The 20271-nt window shown below is 41.4% G+C and carries 18 protein-coding genes; 9 read left to right on the top strand and 9 right to left on the bottom strand.

Features of this window, described 5'->3' with window-relative positions:
* Positions 1-128: 128 nt before the first annotated feature.
* Positions 129-584: a DUF2141 domain-containing protein gene (locus AC5JL8_RS08965; protein WP_495879424.1), complete on the bottom strand. Its 456-nt coding sequence runs from the start codon at positions 582-584 to the stop codon at positions 129-131.
* A gap of 193 nt (positions 585-777) precedes the next feature.
* On the opposite strand from AC5JL8_RS08965, the gene AC5JL8_RS08960 reads away from it, so the two are divergent.
* The 3 genes from AC5JL8_RS08960 to AC5JL8_RS08950 all read left to right on the top strand — a co-directional run bounded on the left by AC5JL8_RS08960 (position 778) and on the right by AC5JL8_RS08950 (position 4264).
* On the top strand, positions 778-1860 hold the full coding sequence (locus AC5JL8_RS08960) for a glycosyltransferase family 4 protein (RefSeq protein ID WP_495879423.1): 1083 nt from the start codon (positions 778-780) through the stop codon (positions 1858-1860).
* A gap of 43 nt (positions 1861-1903) precedes the next feature.
* Entirely contained in the window at positions 1904-3208 is a 1305-nt protein-coding gene (locus AC5JL8_RS08955; protein WP_495879422.1) for an ABC transporter substrate-binding protein, read from the top strand.
* A gap of 156 nt (positions 3209-3364) precedes the next feature.
* The gene (locus AC5JL8_RS08950) at positions 3365-4264 is read left to right on the top strand and encodes a S66 peptidase family protein (protein WP_495879421.1); all 900 of its coding nucleotides are present in this window, start codon (positions 3365-3367) and stop codon (positions 4262-4264) included.
* Between the two features lie 13 nt (positions 4265-4277).
* Here AC5JL8_RS08950 and AC5JL8_RS08945 read toward each other — a convergent pair whose 3' ends face one another.
* From AC5JL8_RS08945 to AC5JL8_RS08925, 5 genes are all read right to left on the bottom strand, one after another.
* Positions 4278-4742 carry a YbhB/YbcL family Raf kinase inhibitor-like protein gene (locus AC5JL8_RS08945; protein WP_495879420.1) on the bottom strand — a complete coding sequence of 155 codons (465 nt, stop codon included), beginning with the start codon at positions 4740-4742 and terminating at the stop codon, positions 4278-4280.
* A gap of 92 nt (positions 4743-4834) precedes the next feature.
* A complete protein-coding gene (locus AC5JL8_RS08940) occupies positions 4835-5950 on the bottom strand; it encodes a Gfo/Idh/MocA family protein (RefSeq protein ID WP_495879419.1) in 1116 nt (371 codons plus the stop codon).
* A 712-nt stretch (positions 5951-6662) separates the two neighbouring features.
* Entirely contained in the window at positions 6663-7226 is a 564-nt protein-coding gene (locus AC5JL8_RS08935) for an FkbM family methyltransferase (protein WP_495879418.1), read from the bottom strand.
* Between the two features lie 172 nt (positions 7227-7398).
* Positions 7399-9483: a S9 family peptidase gene (locus tag AC5JL8_RS08930; RefSeq protein WP_495879417.1), complete on the bottom strand. Its 2085-nt coding sequence runs from the start codon at positions 9481-9483 to the stop codon at positions 7399-7401.
* A gap of 165 nt (positions 9484-9648) precedes the next feature.
* Positions 9649-10401 carry a hypothetical protein gene (locus tag AC5JL8_RS08925; RefSeq protein WP_495879416.1) on the bottom strand — a complete coding sequence of 251 codons (753 nt, stop codon included), beginning with the start codon at positions 10399-10401 and terminating at the stop codon, positions 9649-9651.
* A 116-nt stretch (positions 10402-10517) separates the two neighbouring features.
* On the opposite strand from AC5JL8_RS08925, the gene hemE reads away from it, so the two are divergent.
* The 3 genes from hemE to AC5JL8_RS08910 all read left to right on the top strand — a co-directional run bounded on the left by hemE (position 10518) and on the right by AC5JL8_RS08910 (position 14544).
* The gene (gene hemE / locus AC5JL8_RS08920) at positions 10518-11570 is read left to right on the top strand and encodes a uroporphyrinogen decarboxylase (RefSeq protein ID WP_495879415.1); all 1053 of its coding nucleotides are present in this window, start codon (positions 10518-10520) and stop codon (positions 11568-11570) included.
* A 232-nt stretch (positions 11571-11802) separates the two neighbouring features.
* Positions 11803-12765, top strand: a complete 963-nt coding sequence (locus tag AC5JL8_RS08915; RefSeq protein WP_495879414.1) for an NAD-dependent epimerase/dehydratase family protein — start codon at positions 11803-11805, stop codon at positions 12763-12765.
* Positions 12766-12954: 189 nt separating this feature from the next.
* Positions 12955-14544 (top strand): B12-binding domain-containing radical SAM protein, encoded by a 1590-nt coding sequence (locus tag AC5JL8_RS08910; RefSeq protein WP_495879413.1) that lies wholly within the window; start codon positions 12955-12957, stop codon positions 14542-14544.
* A gap of 667 nt (positions 14545-15211) precedes the next feature.
* Here AC5JL8_RS08910 and AC5JL8_RS08905 read toward each other — a convergent pair.
* Positions 15212-16099 carry a carbohydrate ABC transporter permease gene (locus AC5JL8_RS08905; protein ID WP_495879412.1) on the bottom strand — a complete coding sequence of 296 codons (888 nt, stop codon included), beginning with the start codon at positions 16097-16099 and terminating at the stop codon, positions 15212-15214.
* Positions 16100-16184: 85 nt separating this feature from the next.
* Between AC5JL8_RS08905 and AC5JL8_RS08900 the strand changes: the two genes are divergently transcribed.
* On the top strand, positions 16185-16727 hold the full coding sequence (locus tag AC5JL8_RS08900) for a hypothetical protein (protein WP_495879411.1): 543 nt from the start codon (positions 16185-16187) through the stop codon (positions 16725-16727).
* Complete coding sequence (gene purN, locus AC5JL8_RS08895) at positions 16724-17389, top strand: phosphoribosylglycinamide formyltransferase (RefSeq protein WP_495879410.1); 666 nt, start codon at positions 16724-16726, stop codon at positions 17387-17389. Before AC5JL8_RS08900 ends, purN begins: the two co-directional genes overlap by 4 nt.
* An 11-nt stretch (positions 17390-17400) precedes the next feature.
* Here the strand turns inward: purN and AC5JL8_RS08890 are convergent, their stop codons facing one another.
* Positions 17401-18024: an HMA2 domain-containing protein gene (locus AC5JL8_RS08890; RefSeq protein WP_495879409.1), complete on the bottom strand. Its 624-nt coding sequence runs from the start codon at positions 18022-18024 to the stop codon at positions 17401-17403.
* Between the two features lie 822 nt (positions 18025-18846).
* Complete coding sequence (locus AC5JL8_RS08885; protein ID WP_495879408.1) at positions 18847-19716, bottom strand: nitrate ABC transporter ATP-binding protein; 870 nt, start codon at positions 19714-19716, stop codon at positions 18847-18849.
* A 150-nt stretch (positions 19717-19866) separates the two neighbouring features.
* Between AC5JL8_RS08885 and AC5JL8_RS08880 the strand changes: the two genes are divergently transcribed.
* Positions 19867-20136: a hypothetical protein gene (locus AC5JL8_RS08880; RefSeq protein WP_495879407.1), complete on the top strand. Its 270-nt coding sequence runs from the start codon at positions 19867-19869 to the stop codon at positions 20134-20136.
* The last annotated feature ends 135 nt before the right edge of the window (positions 20137-20271 follow it).

Genomic DNA, 20271 nt, shown 5'->3' with positions numbered 1-20271 from the left:
GCAGGGAGCAGGGAGCAGGGAGCAGGGAGCAGGGAGCAGGGAGCAGGGAGCAGGGAGCAGGGGGAAAGAAAAAAGGCTGATCTGTATTGCCTACCTAATATATCTGTATTACAGCCAATAGCAAACCACTATAAATATTTTAAATGTATTTGGATGCTGGTATTTGGGCCTGCCAGCAAAACGGCTGCATCGCTAAATGGAGGCGCACTAGTGCGAACTTCAGGATTTCTGGAAAAGCCAAAGCCTTCGGTAGGCATCCCTAGAGTATTACGATTGAGCTTCAAATCTTCATTTTGATCGTGCATGGCTGCAATGGCATAACTACCTGCTGTCAAATTTTCAAAAGTAATTTTTACAGTCTTGTCGGTAATCTTGGTACACTGCCTTTGTAATACGCGATCGCGTTTGTTAGGAAAACCTTCACTCTGGGCAAAGATGCTGGCGCATACTTGGCCTTGCGTGTTTTTAAATCCATCAATTTCTATGGTGAGGTTGCCTTTAAAAGCTGCCTTAGCACTAGATGACCATGCTAAATTTCCCAAAACTGCTAACAGCAGCATACTAACTTTCAATTTGTTAACCATAAATTTTCAATTTATCCAAAAATGTTAGGTAACTAAATTTCTACTTATAGAAAGACGGCTTTCCTGGTATCTTGAACAGCAGAAAGACAGTAATTATTTTCTTTAGATAATCATATAGTGGGAAATGCTTTTCACTTGTGATCTAGCTACTCAATAATTCAAAAACAACAAAACTAACTAAATTTTGCACAAGATGAAGCTAGCATTTATCACAGCTACCCCCCAAAATGCCAAGCTTGGAAGTGGAACCTTTGTTGGTAATGCCCACTTGATTGCTCAGTTGCGATCGCAGCATACTGTTGATGTATTCACTCCAGCTAAGTCATCCGGGCCGATGGGTTATATGGTGCATCGTTTCCGTTGGAACTGGCGACTTGATCCGCTTGACTTTGACAAATATGATGCGGTAATTGGTCTGGATATGGATGGTTACACGATTGGCGATCGCATTAAAGCGCCTTTTATTGCCTATATTCACGGTATTATTGCTGACGAAGCCAAGTTTGAACGGGGTTGGGTACGTACATCCTTAGAGTTAATGGCAAAAGCAGAGCGTGTTAGTGCCCATCGTGCTGATATGGTGATTGCTACTAGCAAATATTCTCGCCTCAGACTCACCGAACTTTATGGCTATAGCAAAGATATCCATATCGTACCGCCTCCGTTTGATCTTCAAGGATGGGATGCGGCAGTAGCATCCGTAACTAAAAATGAAGAAGACCAAGTAAATACACGCCCTACTGTACTATGTGTGGGTGTGCAGTACCCACGTAAAAATGTCGCTACTCTAATTCGCGCCGCAGCAATTCTCCGCCAACAAATCCCAGATGTGGAAGTGCGAATTGCAAGTAAAGGGCCAGAGTGGAATAACCTACGCCGTCTTGCTCAAAAACTTAAGTTAAATCAAACTGTGACCTTTCTTGGCTACGTACCCTATGAGGAGCTTGTCCGCGAGTATGTCCGGTGTCATGTCTTCTGCTTACCAAGCCTGCAAGAAGGCTTTGGAATTGTTTTTGCCGAAGCAATGGCTACCAGTAAGCCTATTGTCGCTAGCCGTTCCTCGTCGACACCTGAGTTAATTCAACATGGCGTTCAAGGTTTACTAGCAAATCCTTTAGATCCAGAAGATTTGGCGCACCAATTAGCAGAAGTACTTTCGTCGCGGGCAAAAGCCTTGGTGTTGGGTAAAGCAGGCCGCGCTAAAGTTGCAGAGTTTGATGCACCTGTAATTGCCCAACAATTTAATCAGTTGTTGAACAAAATTACTGAAACCTAAATAACTATTAAAATTAGCCGCTTGCCAATTTTTCATTTTGCCTATGAAAGCCAGATCTGCCATTTTCCCAAGCAATAATATAGGCGATCTATTGCTGCGATCGCTGTTTATAATTTTACTGGGTCTATTTTTACTTACTCTCGGCGGTTGTCAGACTACTAGCCAAGCAGACAGCAAAATTGTGCATCTCACTCTTTGGCATGGTATCAATCCGCCTCCTAATCGAGATGTATTTCAAAAATTAGTAGATCGATTTAATCAGGATCATCCTGATATTCAAGTGGAATCTATCTATGCAGGACAACTCGATCAACAAATACCGAAAGTTTTAACCGCAGTTATCGGTAATGTTCCACCAGATATTTTGTTCTTCAACCCGCAAATTACAGGTCAGTTTGTGGAATTGGGAGCAATTCGTCCCCTTGAAGATTGGTTAAATAAATCACCACTAAAATCAGAAATTATCCAGAATCTTTTTGACGAGATGCAGTTGGACGGTCATATTTGGTCAGTTCCTTTATTTGCTGGCAATGTTGGACTTTTTTACAGACCAGATTTGTTTAAAGCAGCAGGAATTACTGAGCTGCCAAAAACATGGCAAGAATTACGGCAAGTAGCTAAAAAATTGACTGTAGACCGCAATGGTGATGGAACTCCAGAACAGTATGGAATATTAATGCCGCTAGGTAAAGGAGAATGGACGGTTTTTACTTGGTTTCCTTTTTTATTAAGTAACGGTGGCACAGTAGTAGAAAATAACCAGCCCAATTTAGCAAATCCTAAAGCGATCGCTGCTTTACAATTTTGGCAAGACTTAATTAAAGACGGTTCTACTAAATTCTCTGCACCAGAAAGAGGATACGAAGAAGATGATTTTGTTGCCGGTCGTGTTGCTATGCAGTTAACAGGGCCTTGGACATTTATTATGAAAAGTAAAGTAAATTTCGATGTCCTGCCGATTCCTGGCAATGTTCAGCCAGCAACTGTGCTTGCTAGCGGCAATATGTTTGTGATGAAGACCACACCTCAAAGAGAACAGGCAGCTTTAAAGTTTTTAGAATATATAGTGAGTGAAGAATTCCAAACAGAATGGAGTATTGGCTCAGGTTTTTTGCCTGTAAATATTAAATCTGCTCAAAGTCAGGCTTACCAAGAATTTATTAAACAAAAACCCGTTTTTAAAGTCTTTCTTGACCAAATGTCTATATCAGGTTCTCGCCCAATTATTCATGGCTATAGTCGCCTGTCCGACAATTTAGGAACAGCCATCGAAGCTACCATGCTAGGAGCATCTCCAGAAACAGCCTTGAAAAAAGCCCAAGAACGCCTTAATTTAATGTGGAATTAATTAAGAAAGGCAGATGGCAGATGGAATCAAGAGATTTTTTTCTCATATACCATAAAGGTTTAAGTTTTGTAGGGTGGGAATTTCCCACCTTAGAAATTAAATTCTAAGTTAATAATTTAAACAGAATTTGTAATTTTTACACCTAACAGATTATTAATGAAAACCACAATTTTACCAGCACCCTTAAAACCTGGAGACTTACTAAAAGTAATTGCTCCTAGTGGTGCTTTGCGGGAATTTGAAGTGTTTGAGCGGAGTTTAGAAATTTGGCGATCGCGTGGTTATAAAGTAGAAATCATCCCCACAATAGATGATAGATGGGGATATTTAGCAGGTAAAGACGAAGACCGCCGCGATCGCCTAGCCACAGCATGGCATGATCCAAATTGTCGAGGTATCCTTTGCGCCAGGGGTGGTTTCGGTAGTACCCGCATCCTCGAAGATTGGAATTGGCAAGAAAATTCAACACTACCAAAATGGTTAATTGGCTTTTCTGATATCACTGCTCTGTTATGGAGCCTTTATAATGTCGGCATTTCCAGCCTTCATGCTCCTGTACTAACAACTCTTGCCAATGAGCCAGATTGGTCAATTGAGCGCTTGTTTAATTGGGTGGAAGGTCGCCCCATCGAACCTATTAAAGGTTGTGGTTGGGGCGGTGGTGTTGCTAGTGGTATTTTGCTACCAGGCAATTTAACGGTCGCCACTCATCTGTTGAATACACCGATACAACCAAACTTTGATAGTGTGATTCTAGCATTTGAAGATGTTACAGAAGCACCTTACCGGATAGACCGAATGTTGACACAGTGGCGTTTATGTGGGGCTTTAGCAAAAGTCCGGGGAATTGCATTGGGTAATTTTACTGATTGTGAAGCGCCACCAAACGTGCCTAGTTTTAGTGTTGAAGAAGTTTTGCGCGATCGCTTGGGTAATTTAAGAATTCCTGTAATCTCTGGCTTACCCTTTGGTCATGAGAGTCCCAATGCAACTTTGCCAGTTGGTGTATTGGCAACTTTAGATGCAGACGAGGGGATTTTGAGTTTAGAAACATAGAGCATAAAATTGGCTACTCAATCTGCCTCGCGTAGCGCCCCATGACTTCTGCCTTATCCAGCACATGACCATCTATCGCTGCCATTATCTCTTGTTTGCTTGCTCCTGCTGGCAAATCAAGCATTATGTCTAATGCATGAAGTTTAAAAAAGTAGCGATGAGTGCTGTCTTTTGGTGGACAAGGCCCGCCAAAACCTAAATCCCCAAAACTATTTTTTCCTTGAAAGCAGCCATCAGCAAGTTTAGGTTGCTTGGCAACATCTTCTGGTAATTCGCGGCTATCAGCGGGAATATTGTAGATAATCCAATGGGTAAATGTTCCGTTGGGTGCATCGGGATCATCCATAATCAAAGCAAAACTTTTTGTTCCTGGAGGAGGGTCTTCCCAGGTTAAAGGAGGAGAGATATTTTCCCCATCGCAAGTGTATTTAAATGGAATAGTATTGCCAATAAAAAAAGCTGAACTTCTTATTTCCATAGTTTTACAAAAATAGAGGGATATGGATGAGGGGGTGTAGGTAATTCCTATACCCCTATAGCAAAATTTTGGTAGCAAAATTTTGAAATTGTTTACGATTTACCAGAAGGGTCTGCTGCGTGAACTAATTCTGTCTGTTGAGCCTCAGGACGCTGAATAATTTGCTGGGCTGAGGGTCTATGCTGACGCTTAAACTCGCCCAATTGCACAGGCTGATGAGTTTGTGCTGATTGGTAGATAGCACGGATAATGCGAACATCTGCCAACCCCTCCTCACCTGATGGTTCTGGGTCTTGACCAGTCAGCACGCAGTCTGAAAAGTAGATGATTTCTGCGGCAAACTGGCTACCAGCAGGATAGGATTGTTCCTGCGTTTCATTGTTGATGGTGATTTGTTGCTTCAGTTCCCCCGCATAAGAGTATGCCGATTCCATCTGCAAATTACCTTTTGTACCCACTACTTGGAGAGTCGAAATTGGTGCAACACCAAAGCTAGAAGTAAAGCTTGCTAGTCTCTCCCCAGGAAAACGTAAAATAGCGCTAGTCATTTCGTCAGCTTCGTCAAAGCCCTTTTCGCCTTTGCTGCTACTATAAGCAAAGACTTCTGTGGGTTCATCCCGGAATAGATAGCGGGCAGCATTGATACAGTACACACCCATATCGTAAACAGTACCGCCGCCATTAGAGATTGGCTCTAATCGCACGTTTCCTTCCTCAACCTGTTGAGAAAAGACGGAGTTAAAGATCCGAGACTCGCCTATTTTTCCTGAATTGACAATTTCTACTGCCTCCATATTTGCTTTGTCAAAGTGCAGACGGTAGGCAATCATCAGCTTGACATTGTTATCTTTGGCAGCACGAATCATCTGTTCGCACTCTTGTTCTGTTACCGCCATTGGCTTCTCGCACAGCACATGAACTCCGGCATTTGCTGCCCGCACGGTATAATCGCAGTGCAAATGATTGGGCAGAGCAATATAAACTGCATCAATTTCACCACTTCTTAAGCAGTTGTCGTACTCTTCGTATGGGTAAGCCTTCACCCCGTACTGCTTACCTAGTTCTTCACGCTTGATTGGATCTTCGGAAAACAAAGCGACCAATTGTGAATTTTCGGTTTGGGCAAAAGCAGGCAAAACAGTTTCTTGGGCAATCCAACCTAGTCCGATAACAGCATAACGAATTTTGCGCTTACCGTTTGTTGTCATTTTTAAACCTCCTGATAATTGCCTCTCCATGAATTTTTGCCAGATGCAGCAATCCCTCTGGCGTACCTAACTCCAAAAATTTCCCCAACGCTAAATTTATTAAATTCTGGTTTTGAGAGAACCCCTACGAAAATAAGGGTTAAACACTAGGGGGTAGGGAATAATAGATTTTTTATCCTGCATTGTGGCGATTCGTTCATGGAGTCTCTTGCCTTAAAGCTAGAAACTTATGACATCACCTCCATCCCCCTATCGATTGAGAACAGAAGTAGCACATTTCATTCTCATTCCATTTCTCGTACCAAGCTTGCTCGTAGAAAAGTACAAAAATACGGCATCTCACAGCCAACTCTCTACCTGACTGGAAAATGCCGCTGCTTACTATAAGACTCCTATTTGATTTTTGCGAAGCTAGGTACACCTTTATTCATTCTTCCCTGTTAAGAGTTCCCTATCTCCACAAGTGATTCAGAATCAAATCGGATTGCTATTTTGCTACCTATTCTTAGCGCACAGCATACAAATTAAAGATATCAACAAAGCTAGAGGGTAAAAGTTCCCTTTTTTGAGTTTTCATCTTAAAACCATAAGATTCTAGCATTCTTTTTATTTTATCTAGCCGCCCTTCTGTATCATGAACCTCAGCGACTATTTGCTTTATTTTGCCCCAGTCCTTATCTTCTATACCTTTTAAAACTTCGTACTCTTCACCTTATACATCTATTTTTAATAAATCTATTGAATCGATCGCTAATTCATCAATTACAGAAGATATTGTTCTCACCTTACATTTAACTTGTTGTTTTTCTACAAATAGATGTTCAAATATATTTTCTATCTTTTCTGATTCGTTTTCATTTGTAACAGTATCTGTATTAGCTAACGCATCACCTGGCTTGATTGTGGAATTTCCAGCCATATTTGGATAAAAAGTAAATAATTTTTCAGGGTTATTTTCTGAACTAAAGCCACAATTAAATAAAGACACGTTAGTCAACGAGTGCATATATATATTTGCTTGTAGAACTGCAAAAGTCGGCTGAATCGGCTCAAAAGCGTAAATTTTCAAGTTTTGTTGAAGTTTGCTGACAAATAGAGAGAAAAGTCCAATATTTGCTCCAATGTCGAATATACAATCATCTTCGTTAATTACAATATCCTGCCCAAGATACTGCTGTTCGGTGAATATTTCTGAAAAGATATATTCTGTTTCTTCATCACTGCTGATATAGTAGCATTCCAAACCATTTGAAAAAGTCATTTTTTTTCCGCTCATTATTGGCCCTCTACTTATTTATTGGCAAACTTAATTATTCTACCTTGTGGCAGGTAAAATTACGGCTAAACTGGTTGTAAAAATCTAAATACTAAAATTAACCACAGATAAACACAGATAAATATCGGTGTGAATTTGTGTTCATCTATGGTTCTATATCCTCAACAGAGACCTACGCAAGAGGTTTAATATTTCCCAAACCCAACCGATCCAGAATAAAAGCATATTCAAAAGCAAGTTCTCGCAAGCTTTCATAGCGTCCAGATGCGCCGCTATGTCCTGCACCCATATTCGTTTTCAGCAGAAGAACGTTGTTATCAGTTTTGAGTTCTCGTAATTTAGCTGTCCACTTAGCTGGTTCCCAATACTTAACGCGAGAGTCATTTAAGCCAGCAAGAATCAACAAATCTGGGTAATCTTTAGCCTCGACGTTATCGTAGGGGGAATAAGATTTCATGTAGTCATAATAAACTTTGTCGTTGGGATTACCCCATTCTTCCCATTCCATTGCTGAAAGGGGTAATGATGTATCCAAGATAGTAGTTACTATGTCTACAAATGGAACATCAGCAACTACTACTTTAAATAAATCGGGACGCATATTAATAACTGCTCCCATGAGTAAACCGCCTGCACTACCACCAGAAATGGCTAGGCGATCGCTTGCTGTCCATTTTTCGGCAATTAAATATTCTGCACAGGCAATAAAATCTGTGAAGGTGTTCTTTTTGTGCAAAAATTTGCCATTTTCATACCACTTACGCCCCATTTCTTCACCACCACGAATATGGGCGATCGCAAACACCACTCCCCGATCTAAAAGTGACAGGCGATTTGATGAAAATGTTGCTGAATACGAATAACCATAAGCGCCATACCCTGTAAGCAACAAGGGATTTTGACCATCTTTTTTAATCCCTTTTTTGTAAACAATGGATATGGGAACCTTTGTACCATCTTGGGCGGTAGCCATCAGCCACTCACTCTGATACTGAGTTTTATCGTAGCCACCAATAACTTCCAATTCTTTTTTCAACTCCCGCTGATGTGTTTCCATGTCGTAATCAAACACAGATTGGGGAGTAATCAAAGAGGTGTAACTAAACCGCAGAATGGTAGTATTAAATTCTGGGTTATTGCCTTCAGAAAATTCATAGGTAGGCTCTGGAAAAGTAATATTGCTCTCATCACTTGTTAATAAATTTTGTACTCTTGCAGTTTCCAGACCACCTTTTCTTTCATAAATTACTAAGTACTTGGCAAAAAGACTAATTCCTAATAACAACACATCTTCTTGATGGGGAATTACAATTTGCCAATTTTCTTTGGCTGGTGAAGTTACTGGAGTTTTTACTAGTTTAAAGTTAGTAGCTTTTTCATTAGTAACGATATAGAAATAATCACTATGATGGTCAACGTTATATTCTATGCCTGTAGTGCGTGGATGGATTATTTTCCAATTGTCAGTAGAATTATTTGCATCTAAATAGTGAATTTCTGTAGTGATGCTGCTTTGTAAATTCATCAAGATATATTCTTGACTGCGGGTTTTGCCAACATATAAGTGGTAACTTTCATCCGGTTCTTCATAAATCAAAACATCTTCGCTAGGAGAAGTGCCTAAAGTATGGCGAAATAGTTGGTAAGGGCGATTGGCTTCATCAATTTTGGTGTAGAAGACTGTCTGGTTATCGTTAGCCCAAGCCAAAGAGAAATAAGTGTCAGGGATGCTTTCAGAGGATAGCTCAAATGTAGTTAAATCTAGGAAATAAAGGGTGTATTGCTCAGAACCACTAGTATCAACTGAGTAAGCTAAGATTTGATGATTAGGACTAATAGCAATTACACCTAAACTGAAAAAATCGTATCCTTTTGCTAGCTCATTTTCATCTAAAAGGATTTCTTCAGGAGCTTCTAGGCTGCCTTTTTTGCGACAGAAAATGGGATAAGCTTTTCCTTCTTCAGTACGTACATAGTAGTAGTAATCATCTTTGCGATATGGCACTGACAGGTCAGTTTCTTTAATCCGTGCCAGCATTTCATTGTAGAGTTTTGTTTGCAGCGCTTCTGTATGCTGCATCATCGCTGCTGTATAAGTGTTTTCCGCTTCTAAATAGGCGATAACTTTTGGGTTTTCAATATCGCGCATCCAAAAGTAGTTGTCAATTCTTTGCTCGCCGTGTAACTCTAAAACTTGTGGTTGTTTGTCCGCGATAGGAGGCTTACTAATATTACGTGAAAGATTATCCTTATTCATATTTTGCAAAGTCAAGTATAGATATAACAATTCGAGTGATTCCTGAATCACTCATAGAGACAAGGAACGGGGAACTCTTAACATGGAAGAAGGAATAAAGATGTACCTAGCTTCGCAAAAATCAAATTGGAGTCATATATGAGTATAAACTAACTGCTTAGTAACTTAAGATGAACTAGAAATTCTAGTTGTGTGGTGTAAGTTTCTTTTCAAATTACACAACCCAATTGCTGGTATAATCCCCAAAATAAATGCCGTAAATCCTTGCTCATTAAAATACCATATCGAACTCCGGTAAGCTTCGGGAATAAAATTTTGCAGTAAGGAAAGCAAGCCAACCAAAAGACTGATGAAGAAGAAGCAAATGGTAGGCAGGAAATTCCACCACCAAGCACCTACTGTGTAGCGACGCAACACCAACCATTGGCAAAGCCCTAGCCAAACTCCAGAAATAATATATGCAACAGTAGACATAAATCCCAAAATTATCATTGCATCAGAAGTTAAACTGTCATTCAAAGATGAGGCAACGCCAGAAATGTAAGAAATCCAGGCTGTAGAAACAGTGTTGGCAATTAGCCAACCGACGCTAGTGGCTAGCATCCACAGCCAACCGGATAGATATCGACGCAAGACAAGCGCTTGATCGGCGGCGAAAATTGCCGCAAACACAAAGCTGCTGAAATAGCTGGCCAAGGTATTCCACATTTGTGGATCTTGAGACAAAACAAGCAAGAAGTTATATAAAATTTTTTCTAAGGCAATACTGGCAACACCACCCACAACCCATCCTAAGCAGGTCATGAAAGTAAATTGAATTAAAAACCTCCTTCTTTGGGAACGCGGGATCAAAAACCTTCCTGGGTTAGGAACCTTCTGAGTAGATGCAACATGAGAGGAACCGTTATCAGCTTGCATATAAAGTTAAGTTAAGCAAAGACTAGCATTTTTGAGTCCAGCTACCTGAAAAAGCGTAATCTCAGAATGATAAGCTAAACAGTGACATAAAAAAGTGACTTAGGATGAAGTGTTAAATGGGCGTTTCCTCAACAGCTCCTAATCTTCTTAGAGCAGCTCGTGGTGAAGTAGTAGACCGTCCCCCTGTATGGATGATGCGACAAGCGGGACGATATATGAAAGCATATCGAGATTTAAGAGAGAAGTATCCTTCTTTCCGCGATCGCTCAGAAATTCCCGAAGTAGCGATTGAGGTTTCCTTACAGCCTTGGAGAGCCTTTCAACCAGACGGAGTTATTCTATTTTCCGATATTGTAACGCCGTTGCCTGGTTTGGGCATTGACATGGATATTGCGGAAGGTAAGGGGCCAATTATTTACTCGCCCATTCGCACTCAAGAACAAGTTGATCACCTGCGTTCCTTTGATCCAGAAGCATCTCTGCCATTTATCAAAACAATTTTGCAGGCGTTGCGTCAGGAAGTGGGGAATCAATCAACAGTGCTAGGCTTTGTCGGTGCGCCGTGGACGTTAGCTGCTTATGCAGTGGAAGGAAAAGGTTCTAAAACCTATTCCATTATCAAAAATATGGCTTTCTCTGAGCCAGCGATATTGCACGATCTGTTAGGAAAATTAGCAGATGCGATCGCCGTCTACGTGCGCTACCAAATTGACTGTGGCGCTCAAGTTGTGCAAATGTTTGATTCTTGGGCTGGTCAATTAAGTCCTCAAGATTATGATGTCTTTGCTCTGCCTTATCAACAAAGGGTGTTTGAGCAAGTCAAGCAAACCCATCCAGATACACCTTTGATTTTGCTGGTTAGTGGTAGTGCAGGTGTGTTGGAGAGAATGGCAAAATCTGGCGCAGATGTTGTGACTGTAGACTGGACAGTAGACATGGCAGACGCACGGGCAAGATTGGGTAAGCACGTGAAAGTTCAGGGAAATCTCGATCCGGGAGTGCTATTTGGTTCCAAACAGTTTATCCGCGATCGCATTCTCGATACCGTTCGCAAAGCTGGAAATTGGGGCCACATTCTCAACCTCGGTCATGGTGTAATGCCAGAAACTCCAGAAGAAAATGTTGCTTTCTTCTTTGAAACGGCAAAGCAACTTAATGCACTTGTATAGTCAAGTGTGAGTTGTCAGTGACCATTGACAACTCACAACTCATAAATCCTTGGGAATCTCTAATTTAAAATTCAATTCAGCAACTCATTTTTTACAGCATTGTAAAAAAATTGAGAGTTTGTTATAAATTCAAAAACTAAGTGAACAGTTAACTGAGTGATTTACTCACAAGGCTAGATTGGGAACTAAAAATTAATAATAAACAACTTATAACTAAAACTAAAAATTTTCTATGAGCCAGAAACGGATTTTAGTGACTGGTGCAAGTGGCTGTATAGGTCACTACCTAGCTGAAGCCTTAATTAAAGAAACTGATCACGAGTTGTATTTACTGGTGAGAAACCCAAACAAATTGCAAGTTGATACTCAGGCGCGTCCAGGTATCACTGTTTTGCAAGGCGATATGCAACAAATTGGCCAGTTTGCTGAATTGCTGTCAACAATTGATATTGCGGTACTCACAGCAACAGCTTGGGGCGGTGATGAAACATTTAATATTAATGTAAACAAGACTCTAGAATTGCTGAAGTTGCTAGATCCAGATAGATGCGAACAGGTAATTTATTTTTCTACTGCTAGCGTTTTGGATCGTTACAATCAACCACTCAAAGAAGCTGGGGAAATTGGTACAGATTACATTAGTTCTAAATACGAGTGCTTGCATCAGTTACCGAAATTAGCGATCGCACCCAAAATTACCACAGTTTTTCCCACTTTAGTTTTAGGCGGCGATGATAGAAAGCCCTATTCCCATTTAACATCGGGTATCCCAGAAGTCACAAAATATATTAACATAATTCGGTTTTTGCAAGCCGATGGTAGTTTCCACTTTATCCACGGCCGAGACATTGCTACCACAGTGCGATATTTAATAGAGCATCCACCCAGCGAGCGGGAACCTCGCAAGTTTGTTTTAGGTCAACAGCAATTGACTGTTAACCAAGCTGTAGAAGAAGTCTGCGCCTATTTAGGTAAAAAAATTTACTTTCGCATTCCCCTGTCTCTATCATTAGCCAATTTTATTATTATCGTGTTCCGCATTCAAATGGCGGCTTGGGATAGATTCTGTATGAACTATCGGCATTTTACTTACGAAAAGGTAATTAATCCCGCCAGTTTTGGGTTACCAAATTATTGTGCAACTATGAGCGATGTTTTAAAAATTAGTGGTGTTAAAAGTACTAAATCTTATTAGTTTAGGTGGGCAATGCCCACCCTGCAACTATATCTATTTCAAAAATCCAATAGAAATCCTATGATATTGCTTTTATTTAGGATAAGAAAAAAATATTAGCGAACATTTGAAGCTGCTTAGATAAAAAGTCAATGTGTCTTTATTTTCGTTAAAGTGGGATAACAATCAAAGTGTGAGGATTGATACTGTATGCGAGTCTTACTAGTGTATCCAATATTTCCTAAAACCTTTTGGTCATACGAAAAAATTCTGGAGTTAGTTAATCGCAAGGTTTTATTACCACCTTTGGGTTTAGTGACAGTGGCGGCAATTTTGCCTCAAGAATGGGAATATAAGCTAGTTGATCGCAACATCCGCCCGGTGACTGAGGAAGAGTGGAACTGGGCTGATGTAGTCATTTTCTCCGCAATGATTGTCCAGAAACAAGATTTACTAGACCAAATCAAAGAAGCAAAACGGCGTGGTAAGTTAGTTGCCGTGGGTGGCCCCTATCCCACCTCCACACCCCATGACGTGCAGAACGTTGGCGCAGACTTTCTGATTCTCGATGAAGGGGAAATCACTTTGCCCATGTTCGTTGAGGCAATTCAACGTGGTGATAGATCTGGTACTTTCCGCACTGCTGAAAAACCAGATGTGACAAGCACACCAGTACCCCGCTTTGATTTATTAGAATTAGATGCCTATGACATGATGTCGGTGCAGTTTTCGCGGGGTTGTCCCTTCCAGTGCGAATTCTGTGACATCATTGTTCTTTACGGTCGTAAACCGCGCACCAAAACACCAGCCCAACTGTTGGCAGAGTTAGATTATCTCTATGAGTTAGGTTGGCGACGGGGTGTGTTCATGGTGGATGACAACTTTATTGGCAACAAACGCAATGTGAAATTGTTGCTGAAAGAGTTAAAAGTTTGGATGCAAGAACATCAATATCCCTTCAAGTTTGACACCGAAGCTTCAATTGATTTAGCACAAGACCCAGAATTGATGGAGTTGATGGTTGAATCTGGTTTTGCGGCGGTATTTTTGGGTATTGAAACACCAGATGAAGATAGCTTGCAAATGACGAAGAAGTTTCAGAATACCCGTAGTTCTCTGACTGAGGCGGTAGAAAGCATCATCAAAGCCGGATTGCGCCCAATGGCTGGGTTTATTATCGGGTTTGATGGCGAAAAAGCAGGTGCAGGCGATCGCATTGTCCGGTTTGCTGAACAAGCTGCAATTCCTTCCACTACCTTCGCCATGTTGCAAGCGCTACCCAATACAGCGTTGTGGCATCGTCTGAAAAAAGAAGGTAGGTTGCGGGAAAACAAAGACGGCAACATCAACCAGACCACCTTGATGAACTTTATTGCTACTCGTCCCCTGGAAGATATTGCTAGAGAATATATTGAAGCATTCTGTACTTTATACGACCCAGTAAAGTATTTGGATCGTACTTATCGCTGCTTCTTGATGATGGGTGGGCCAAGCTGGAAAGCACCTGCCAAAATGCCAGAGTTGATAGTAATTAAAGCGCTGTTGATTGTAATCTGGCGACAAGGCATCAAACGCGAAACCCGCTGGAAGTTCTGGCATCACTTATTTAGCATCATCAAGCATAACCCCAAAGTTGCCGATCATTACCTCGCTGCTTGTGCCCACAACGAGCATTTTCTAGAGTATCGCCAAATTGTGCGCGATCAAATTGAAAGTCAGCTAGCAGAATATCTCGCACAAGGTGCAGAAAGACCTTATGTACCACCCGTGAAGGAAAAGGCAGAAGCCGTAGTTAGTTAAGGGAATAGTAAAAAATAAATTTCCCAGAATGTAGGGGCACAGCACTGCTGTGCCCTTTGCAATGTTGTTGGTTAATTGATGATGTGCCTGAGCTAAAGCTTACCAGGAAAAAACAGTCCAGAACTTACGCACTCAGATCCCCCAACCCCCTTCAAAAGGCGAGCCACTGCGCCCTTGCGGGTTAAGCGACTCCCTCAGTGGCGTGGCTTTAGACGTTCCCCCTTTTTTAAGGGGGGTTAGGGGGGATCAGGGTTTCAGACTTCAGTGCGTAAGTCCTATAATTGTTAAAATTGGCAGGTGAAGAAAAATTAGAATCTGGTGTGACTCTTGTTTTGCTTTGCGGTTTCTATTTCCTCATTCACGAGTATCAAACACTCCTTGATAAAAGAGCAACCTACTTCTTTGCGCCTTTGCGCCTACCCTGCGGGAAGCCCTTCGGGTGAATCCTACGGATACGCTACGCGAGCGGCAGTTGCTTCAAGTCGCTTAACCCTTTCGGCAGTCGCTCATGGGGAGCCACTGCGTTGCGCGGGTTTCCCGCGTTGTAGCAAGTGGCGTGGAAACCCCCTGCGTACCCGTCGCTGCCTCACCAACGCACTGCCTCACCACCCCGTGTCTATGCGCGAAACAAAAAAGACTTTTCATTGACGTGAAAACATCTGTAATATTACTCTTCGCCCCAAGTTCGCAACTGTAAATACACAAACACTAACGTCACTGCTAACAATACGGTTGCTGCTGCGGCTGCGTAACCAAAATCAAATTGACCAAAGGCTTCTTGATAAATGTAGTAAACTAATAAATTTGTAGAATTTAGTGGGCCGCCACCAGTCATCACATAAACTTGCTCAAAACCCCGCAAAGTAAAAATAGCAGTGGTGACGATCGCAAATATTAAAGTAGGTCGCAATCCAGGTAAGGTAATGTGCCAAAATTGTTGCCAGCCATTTGCGCCATCCAATTCCGCAGCTTCGTAGCGACTGGGAGGAATTGCTTGCAAACCTGCTAAAAATACCACCATATTAAAACCGAGTTGTTTCCAAATACTCAATAAAATGAGTACAGGCATAGCCCAAAAAGTATCTCCTAACCAGGGGATCGATGGAATAGCAAAAAAACCTAAAAATGCATTTACTGGCCCGGAGGTTTGAAACAGCCAGCGAAATCCTAAACCTGCCGCTACAAGGGAAATAATTGAAGGTAAGAAGTAAGCACTCCGCATAATTCCTCGCCAGGGAACGGAACGATTTAATAGTACTGCCAACCCTAAGGGAATAACTAAACTGGGAATGACGGTGGCAACGGTAAAATAAATAGTGTTACCCAGAACTTGCCAGAAATCGCTATTGAATAGTAACCGCCAATAATTTTTGAAGCCTACTAGATAAGTGCCTGTGGATGTGAAACTACCAGCGGTAAAACTGAGGTAAAACAAATAGGCGATCGGCCAAATTATAAACACACTCAATAAAATCAGCGCTGGTGTGAGAAAAATCCAAGCGGCAACTGTATCATTATCAAGCAGCTGCATACGAAACAAACGTGATGCTTTCATGGCAATGTTAGCTATTGAATATCGGCAGAGTGTGATTCTACGCAGAGGTACTGTTAAGATCCTTTCAATTTAGTGGCTCACACAAATGCTGAAAATTTTTCCCCAGTTTGGCAAATTCACCATTGCTGGTAAAGTTCTGACCTCTAGCGTATTTATAGCATTATTGATGACACTCAATAATACTGTGCTAGGTCAACCAACAACAGCACCGACCCCAAAGCCATCTCAACCAAATCAGCCTTTGCAGCCTATTGCCCAGAAAATATTAGGACAATGGCAAGCTAAAGACCCTTCATCTGCGATCGCCTTAAACTTCATATTCTCGCCTGAAGGTAAATTATATATTTTTTCGCCCAATTCTCAGAATCCTGTGGCTGTCGAAGTGAAATACAGCATTAACCCGACACCACAACCTATGCATCTAAATATCACCATCTCCAAGAATCCAGAACCAGTGCTGACAATCTTTGAATTTACCGCTGATAATCAACTACGGTTGCAATTAGATAATACTGATTCTGGCAAATCCCGGCCTAAAACTTTTTCTCCAACAGCGACGCTATTCACCAAAGTTTCCGACACAGCCAAATTGCCGGAAAATGTTAAAATTATTGACCCTCGTTTATGAGTAAAAATTTCACTCTAGATACTGCTAGCCTCATTTCACCAGACATTTCTAGCAACCATACACCCAGCACTCCCCTAAAACTGGGAATTATGGCTTCTGGGAATGGTAGCAATTTTGAGGCAGTTGCTCAAGCTATCCAAGCAGGACAGCTAAACGCCCAAATTCAAGTTTTAATTTATAATAACCCGGAGGCTAAGGCTGCTGTACGGGCTACAAATTGGGGTGTAGAAGCGGTTTTATTAAATCACCGTGACTACAAAAGCCGCGCTAAGTTTGACGGGCAAGTTGTGCAGACATTGCAGCAGTATGATGTCGAATGGGTGATTTTGGCAGGCTGGATGCGACTGTTAACGCCAGTATTAATTGATGCCTTTGCCGACAAAATTATTAATATTCATCCTAGCTTGTTGCCCAGTTTTAAGGGAATTCATGCTGTGGAACAAGCTTTGGCTGCTGGTGTAAAAATTACTGGCTGTACAGTGCATTTAGTTTGTTTAGAAGTGGACAGCGGCCCAATATTAATGCAAGCAGCTGTGCCAGTTCTCCCGGATGATACAGCAGAAACTCTTCATGCCAGAATTCAAATTCAGGAACATCGAATTTTACCACAGGCGATCGCACTAGCAGCACAAAGGCAATTGCAGCTGACATCAAAAGGATGAAAGGCACTCTATTACAGCGGCGCTGGCTGTAAGCTTACTTGTTTAGGGCTGGTTTGCGTTTGCGATCGCTTACCGGGCAAGATGAAATTGGCAGTAGATTTCAGCCCTTTAACAAAAGCTTTCGCGCTTGTGAGTAACCGTTCCCATCTGTCTTTTCTAAACTGGTGATGTGTAATAGCGTTACGTGCTTGGTTGATGTTACGTGTACTGTCAATCAAGTTAATTAGAGCATCAAAAACCGCTGTTGCTATTGATTTTGCCGTTACTTGGGCAGGCAAAGTTACATTTGGGGCGGTTTGAATCAGATTTACCAGATGCGATCGCATTTGGTCATCTGAAATTCCGCCTAGTTGATAATGAATAACAATAGATGCAGCCGTCGAGTTAACACGAACATTCGTAGTCCGAGAGTCGGATTCTATTACTCGCTTGAGTTTATTGGCATACTCAGAATCTTTGGCTATTCGAGGAATACGAAAACGAATACGTCCAGGAATTGCATGGGCAACACTATAAGATATATTTGGCGGCGACACTGTTTGATTAGCTGCGCTCTTATTTGTCTTCTGAGATTGTTGTCGATGCTGATTGAGAATAGGAGTTTTGTTAGAATTAGACCGTTTTCTAGAAGTCATAATGTTATATATTAGTTACAAAAAAGTAAAAATAGAGCCGAGGTTTAGAAATTTTTTTTAATATAGGACTCATATTTGATTTTTGAACAAAATTCAGTACACCTTTATTCCTTCTTCCCAGTCCCCAGTCCCCAATCCCCAGTCCCTTACCTCTACGAGTGGTTCAGAAATCAAATCGGATTGCTATATGCTTTTTAAATTAATACGCTTCAGTTTAGCTATAGCTATTTTTAATTGAGCCTGTCTATGAAATTGTTAAAGTTTGCAATTGATTCGGTTTATGTACCAAAAGCTGATTGATATAGGACTCATATTTGATTTTTGAACAAAATTCAGTACACCTTTATTCCTTCTTCCCAGTCCCCAGTCCCCAATCCCCAGTCCCTTACCTCTACGAGTGATTCAGAAATCAAATCGGATTGCTATACTACTTTACAGACACGCTCTAGCTGAAAAAATCTATCCCAATAGTGAGAAAAGATTTTAGGAATGCACAAGGCTAGTAAAAAGACACTGTATCCAGCTTTCAAGAGGTAGTCAGCACATTAAGCCATTGTGACTAGCACCAATAATTACAACGTCATACGATTCCATAATTGCAATTTTAAGGGTAAAGCATATTCCCCGATGTTAGAAACTGCTGCAAGTGTCTAAATCTTCCGTGGGTTATAGAAATTTTGCGATTTTGATATATTGCTATAGGTTTATGATCCCCAGACAACAAAGTTTTTGCTACAAATTACAAAAAAAGCCAAAAGAAATAGGTAAAACTTTTGACTTCTACCCTTTGACTTTTGGCCTGTGTGCTACTCAGGGAACGTTCTAGCCGACATCATCGTGGGCAAAACGGTTAAAGAGGAAATCTAAGGCATAGTTACGTAGTTGGTAATATTGTGGATCTTCCATGATCCGGGCGCGATCGCGTGGACGCGCAAAGGGAATTTCCAACACTTCACCAATCTTGGCATGAGGGCCATTGGTCATCATTACCAATTTGTCTGCTAAAAATAGCGCCTCATCAATATCATGGGTAATCATCAGCACTGTACAGCGATTATCACCCCAGATTTTCAGCAGTTCTTCTTGTAACTCTTCTTTGGTAATTGCATCCAATGCGCCAAAAGGTTCATCTAAAATTAGAACTTTAGGACGAATTGCCAAAGCACGGGCGATGGAAACACGTTGTCTCATACCGCCGGACATTTGCATTGGCTTCTTTTCCATAGCATCAGCCAAGCCTACCATTGCCAGATGTTCTTTAACGATCGCTCTTTTCTGCGCTTCTGGCTTTTCGGGATAAACGGCGTTAACAGCTAGGTAAATATTTTCAAAAGCAGTCCGCCAAGGTAAAAGCGCATAATTTTGGAAGACAACCATCCTATCTGGGCCTGGTTTGGTGATTGGCTGTCCTTCTAGCAATACTTGCCCAGAGGTAGGAAAGTTAAAACCCGATACCATATTTAGCAGCGTCGATTTGCCACAACCAGAGTGACCAATCACACAAAGGAACTCGCCTTGTTCTACGTTGAGGTTAACACCATCAAGTACAGTGAAAGGGCCTTTTTTTGTGGGGTAAACTTTAGAAACGTCTCTAATCTCTAGAAAAGGCTGACGGTTACCAAATCCAGTTACTGATGTTCTTCTTTGTGTATCTCTAGGGATTTCGTTTAATTTTAAATTGCGGTTTTGCATGGGGATTATGGAGTTAAAAAGCTGAGGGTTAAAGTTCAAAAGCTGATTTAGGAGTTACGCAGCGATTAAGGAGAAGGGAAAACAAACCACGAAGGGCGCAAAGGACGCTAAGGAAGAGGGTTTGAGAGAGATTTTTGCCTATGTCTTGTTATGGTTAAGGTACTAAGACTGATTAATGAGGATAAAAGGCTCATTAGTGAGGTTCAAAGAGTGATTAACGGAGCTAAAAGCCTCGTTAACGGAGATAAAAGCCTCATTAACGGAGCTAAAAGCCTCGTTAACGGAGATAAAAGCCTCGTCAACGGAGATAAAAGACTCGTTAACGGAGATAAAAGCCTCGTTAACGGAGATAAAAGCCTCGTCAACGAAGATAAAAGCCTCATTAACGGAGATAAAAGGCTCTCGCGTCTGGAAAAATAAGGGCTGGGAGTGTCCTCAAGGTTTAAAACCTGTGAGAATAATTTTGAATTTTGAATTTTGAATTTTGTAGGGCTTACGCACTCGCAACGAGAATCAAGACTTTGGGATTGCTTCCCTACGGTCGCAATGACGAAA

The sequence above is a fragment of the Mojavia sp. genome (assembly GCF_059505145.1).
The sequence above is the reverse complement of the archived record's forward strand: the minus strand, read 5'-3'. Positions and strand labels throughout refer to the sequence as shown.

Coding starts and splice junctions, on each gene's coding strand:
- hemE (WP_495879415.1), top strand. CDS start 10,518: ATGGGCGTTTCCTCAACAGCTCCTAATCTTCTTAGAGCAGCTCGTGGT.
- AC5JL8_RS08935 (WP_495879418.1), bottom strand. CDS start 7,226: ATGAGCGGAAAAAAAATGACTTTTTCAAATGGTTTGGAATGCTACTAT.
- AC5JL8_RS08890 (WP_495879409.1), bottom strand. CDS start 18,024: ATGACTTCTAGAAAACGGTCTAATTCTAACAAAACTCCTATTCTCAAT.
- AC5JL8_RS08945 (WP_495879420.1), bottom strand. CDS start 4,742: ATGGAAATAAGAAGTTCAGCTTTTTTTATTGGCAATACTATTCCATTT.
- AC5JL8_RS08910 (WP_495879413.1), top strand. CDS start 12,955: ATGCGAGTCTTACTAGTGTATCCAATATTTCCTAAAACCTTTTGGTCA.
- AC5JL8_RS08955 (WP_495879422.1), top strand. CDS start 1,904: ATGAAAGCCAGATCTGCCATTTTCCCAAGCAATAATATAGGCGATCTA.
- purN (WP_495879410.1), top strand. CDS start 16,724: ATGAGTAAAAATTTCACTCTAGATACTGCTAGCCTCATTTCACCAGAC.
- AC5JL8_RS08925 (WP_495879416.1), bottom strand. CDS start 10,401: ATGCAAGCTGATAACGGTTCCTCTCATGTTGCATCTACTCAGAAGGTT.
- AC5JL8_RS08940 (WP_495879419.1), bottom strand. CDS start 5,950: ATGACAACAAACGGTAAGCGCAAAATTCGTTATGCTGTTATCGGACTA.
- AC5JL8_RS08950 (WP_495879421.1), top strand. CDS start 3,365: ATGAAAACCACAATTTTACCAGCACCCTTAAAACCTGGAGACTTACTA.
- AC5JL8_RS08965 (WP_495879424.1), bottom strand. CDS start 584: ATGGTTAACAAATTGAAAGTTAGTATGCTGCTGTTAGCAGTTTTGGGA.
- AC5JL8_RS08930 (WP_495879417.1), bottom strand. CDS start 9,483: ATGAATAAGGATAATCTTTCACGTAATATTAGTAAGCCTCCTATCGCG.
- AC5JL8_RS08960 (WP_495879423.1), top strand. CDS start 778: ATGAAGCTAGCATTTATCACAGCTACCCCCCAAAATGCCAAGCTTGGA.
- AC5JL8_RS08885 (WP_495879408.1), bottom strand. CDS start 19,716: ATGCAAAACCGCAATTTAAAATTAAACGAAATCCCTAGAGATACACAA.
- AC5JL8_RS08900 (WP_495879411.1), top strand. CDS start 16,185: ATGCTGAAAATTTTTCCCCAGTTTGGCAAATTCACCATTGCTGGTAAA.
- AC5JL8_RS08905 (WP_495879412.1), bottom strand. CDS start 16,099: ATGAAAGCATCACGTTTGTTTCGTATGCAGCTGCTTGATAATGATACA.
- AC5JL8_RS08915 (WP_495879414.1), top strand. CDS start 11,803: ATGAGCCAGAAACGGATTTTAGTGACTGGTGCAAGTGGCTGTATAGGT.
- AC5JL8_RS08880 (WP_495879407.1), top strand. CDS start 19,867: ATGGTTAAGGTACTAAGACTGATTAATGAGGATAAAAGGCTCATTAGT.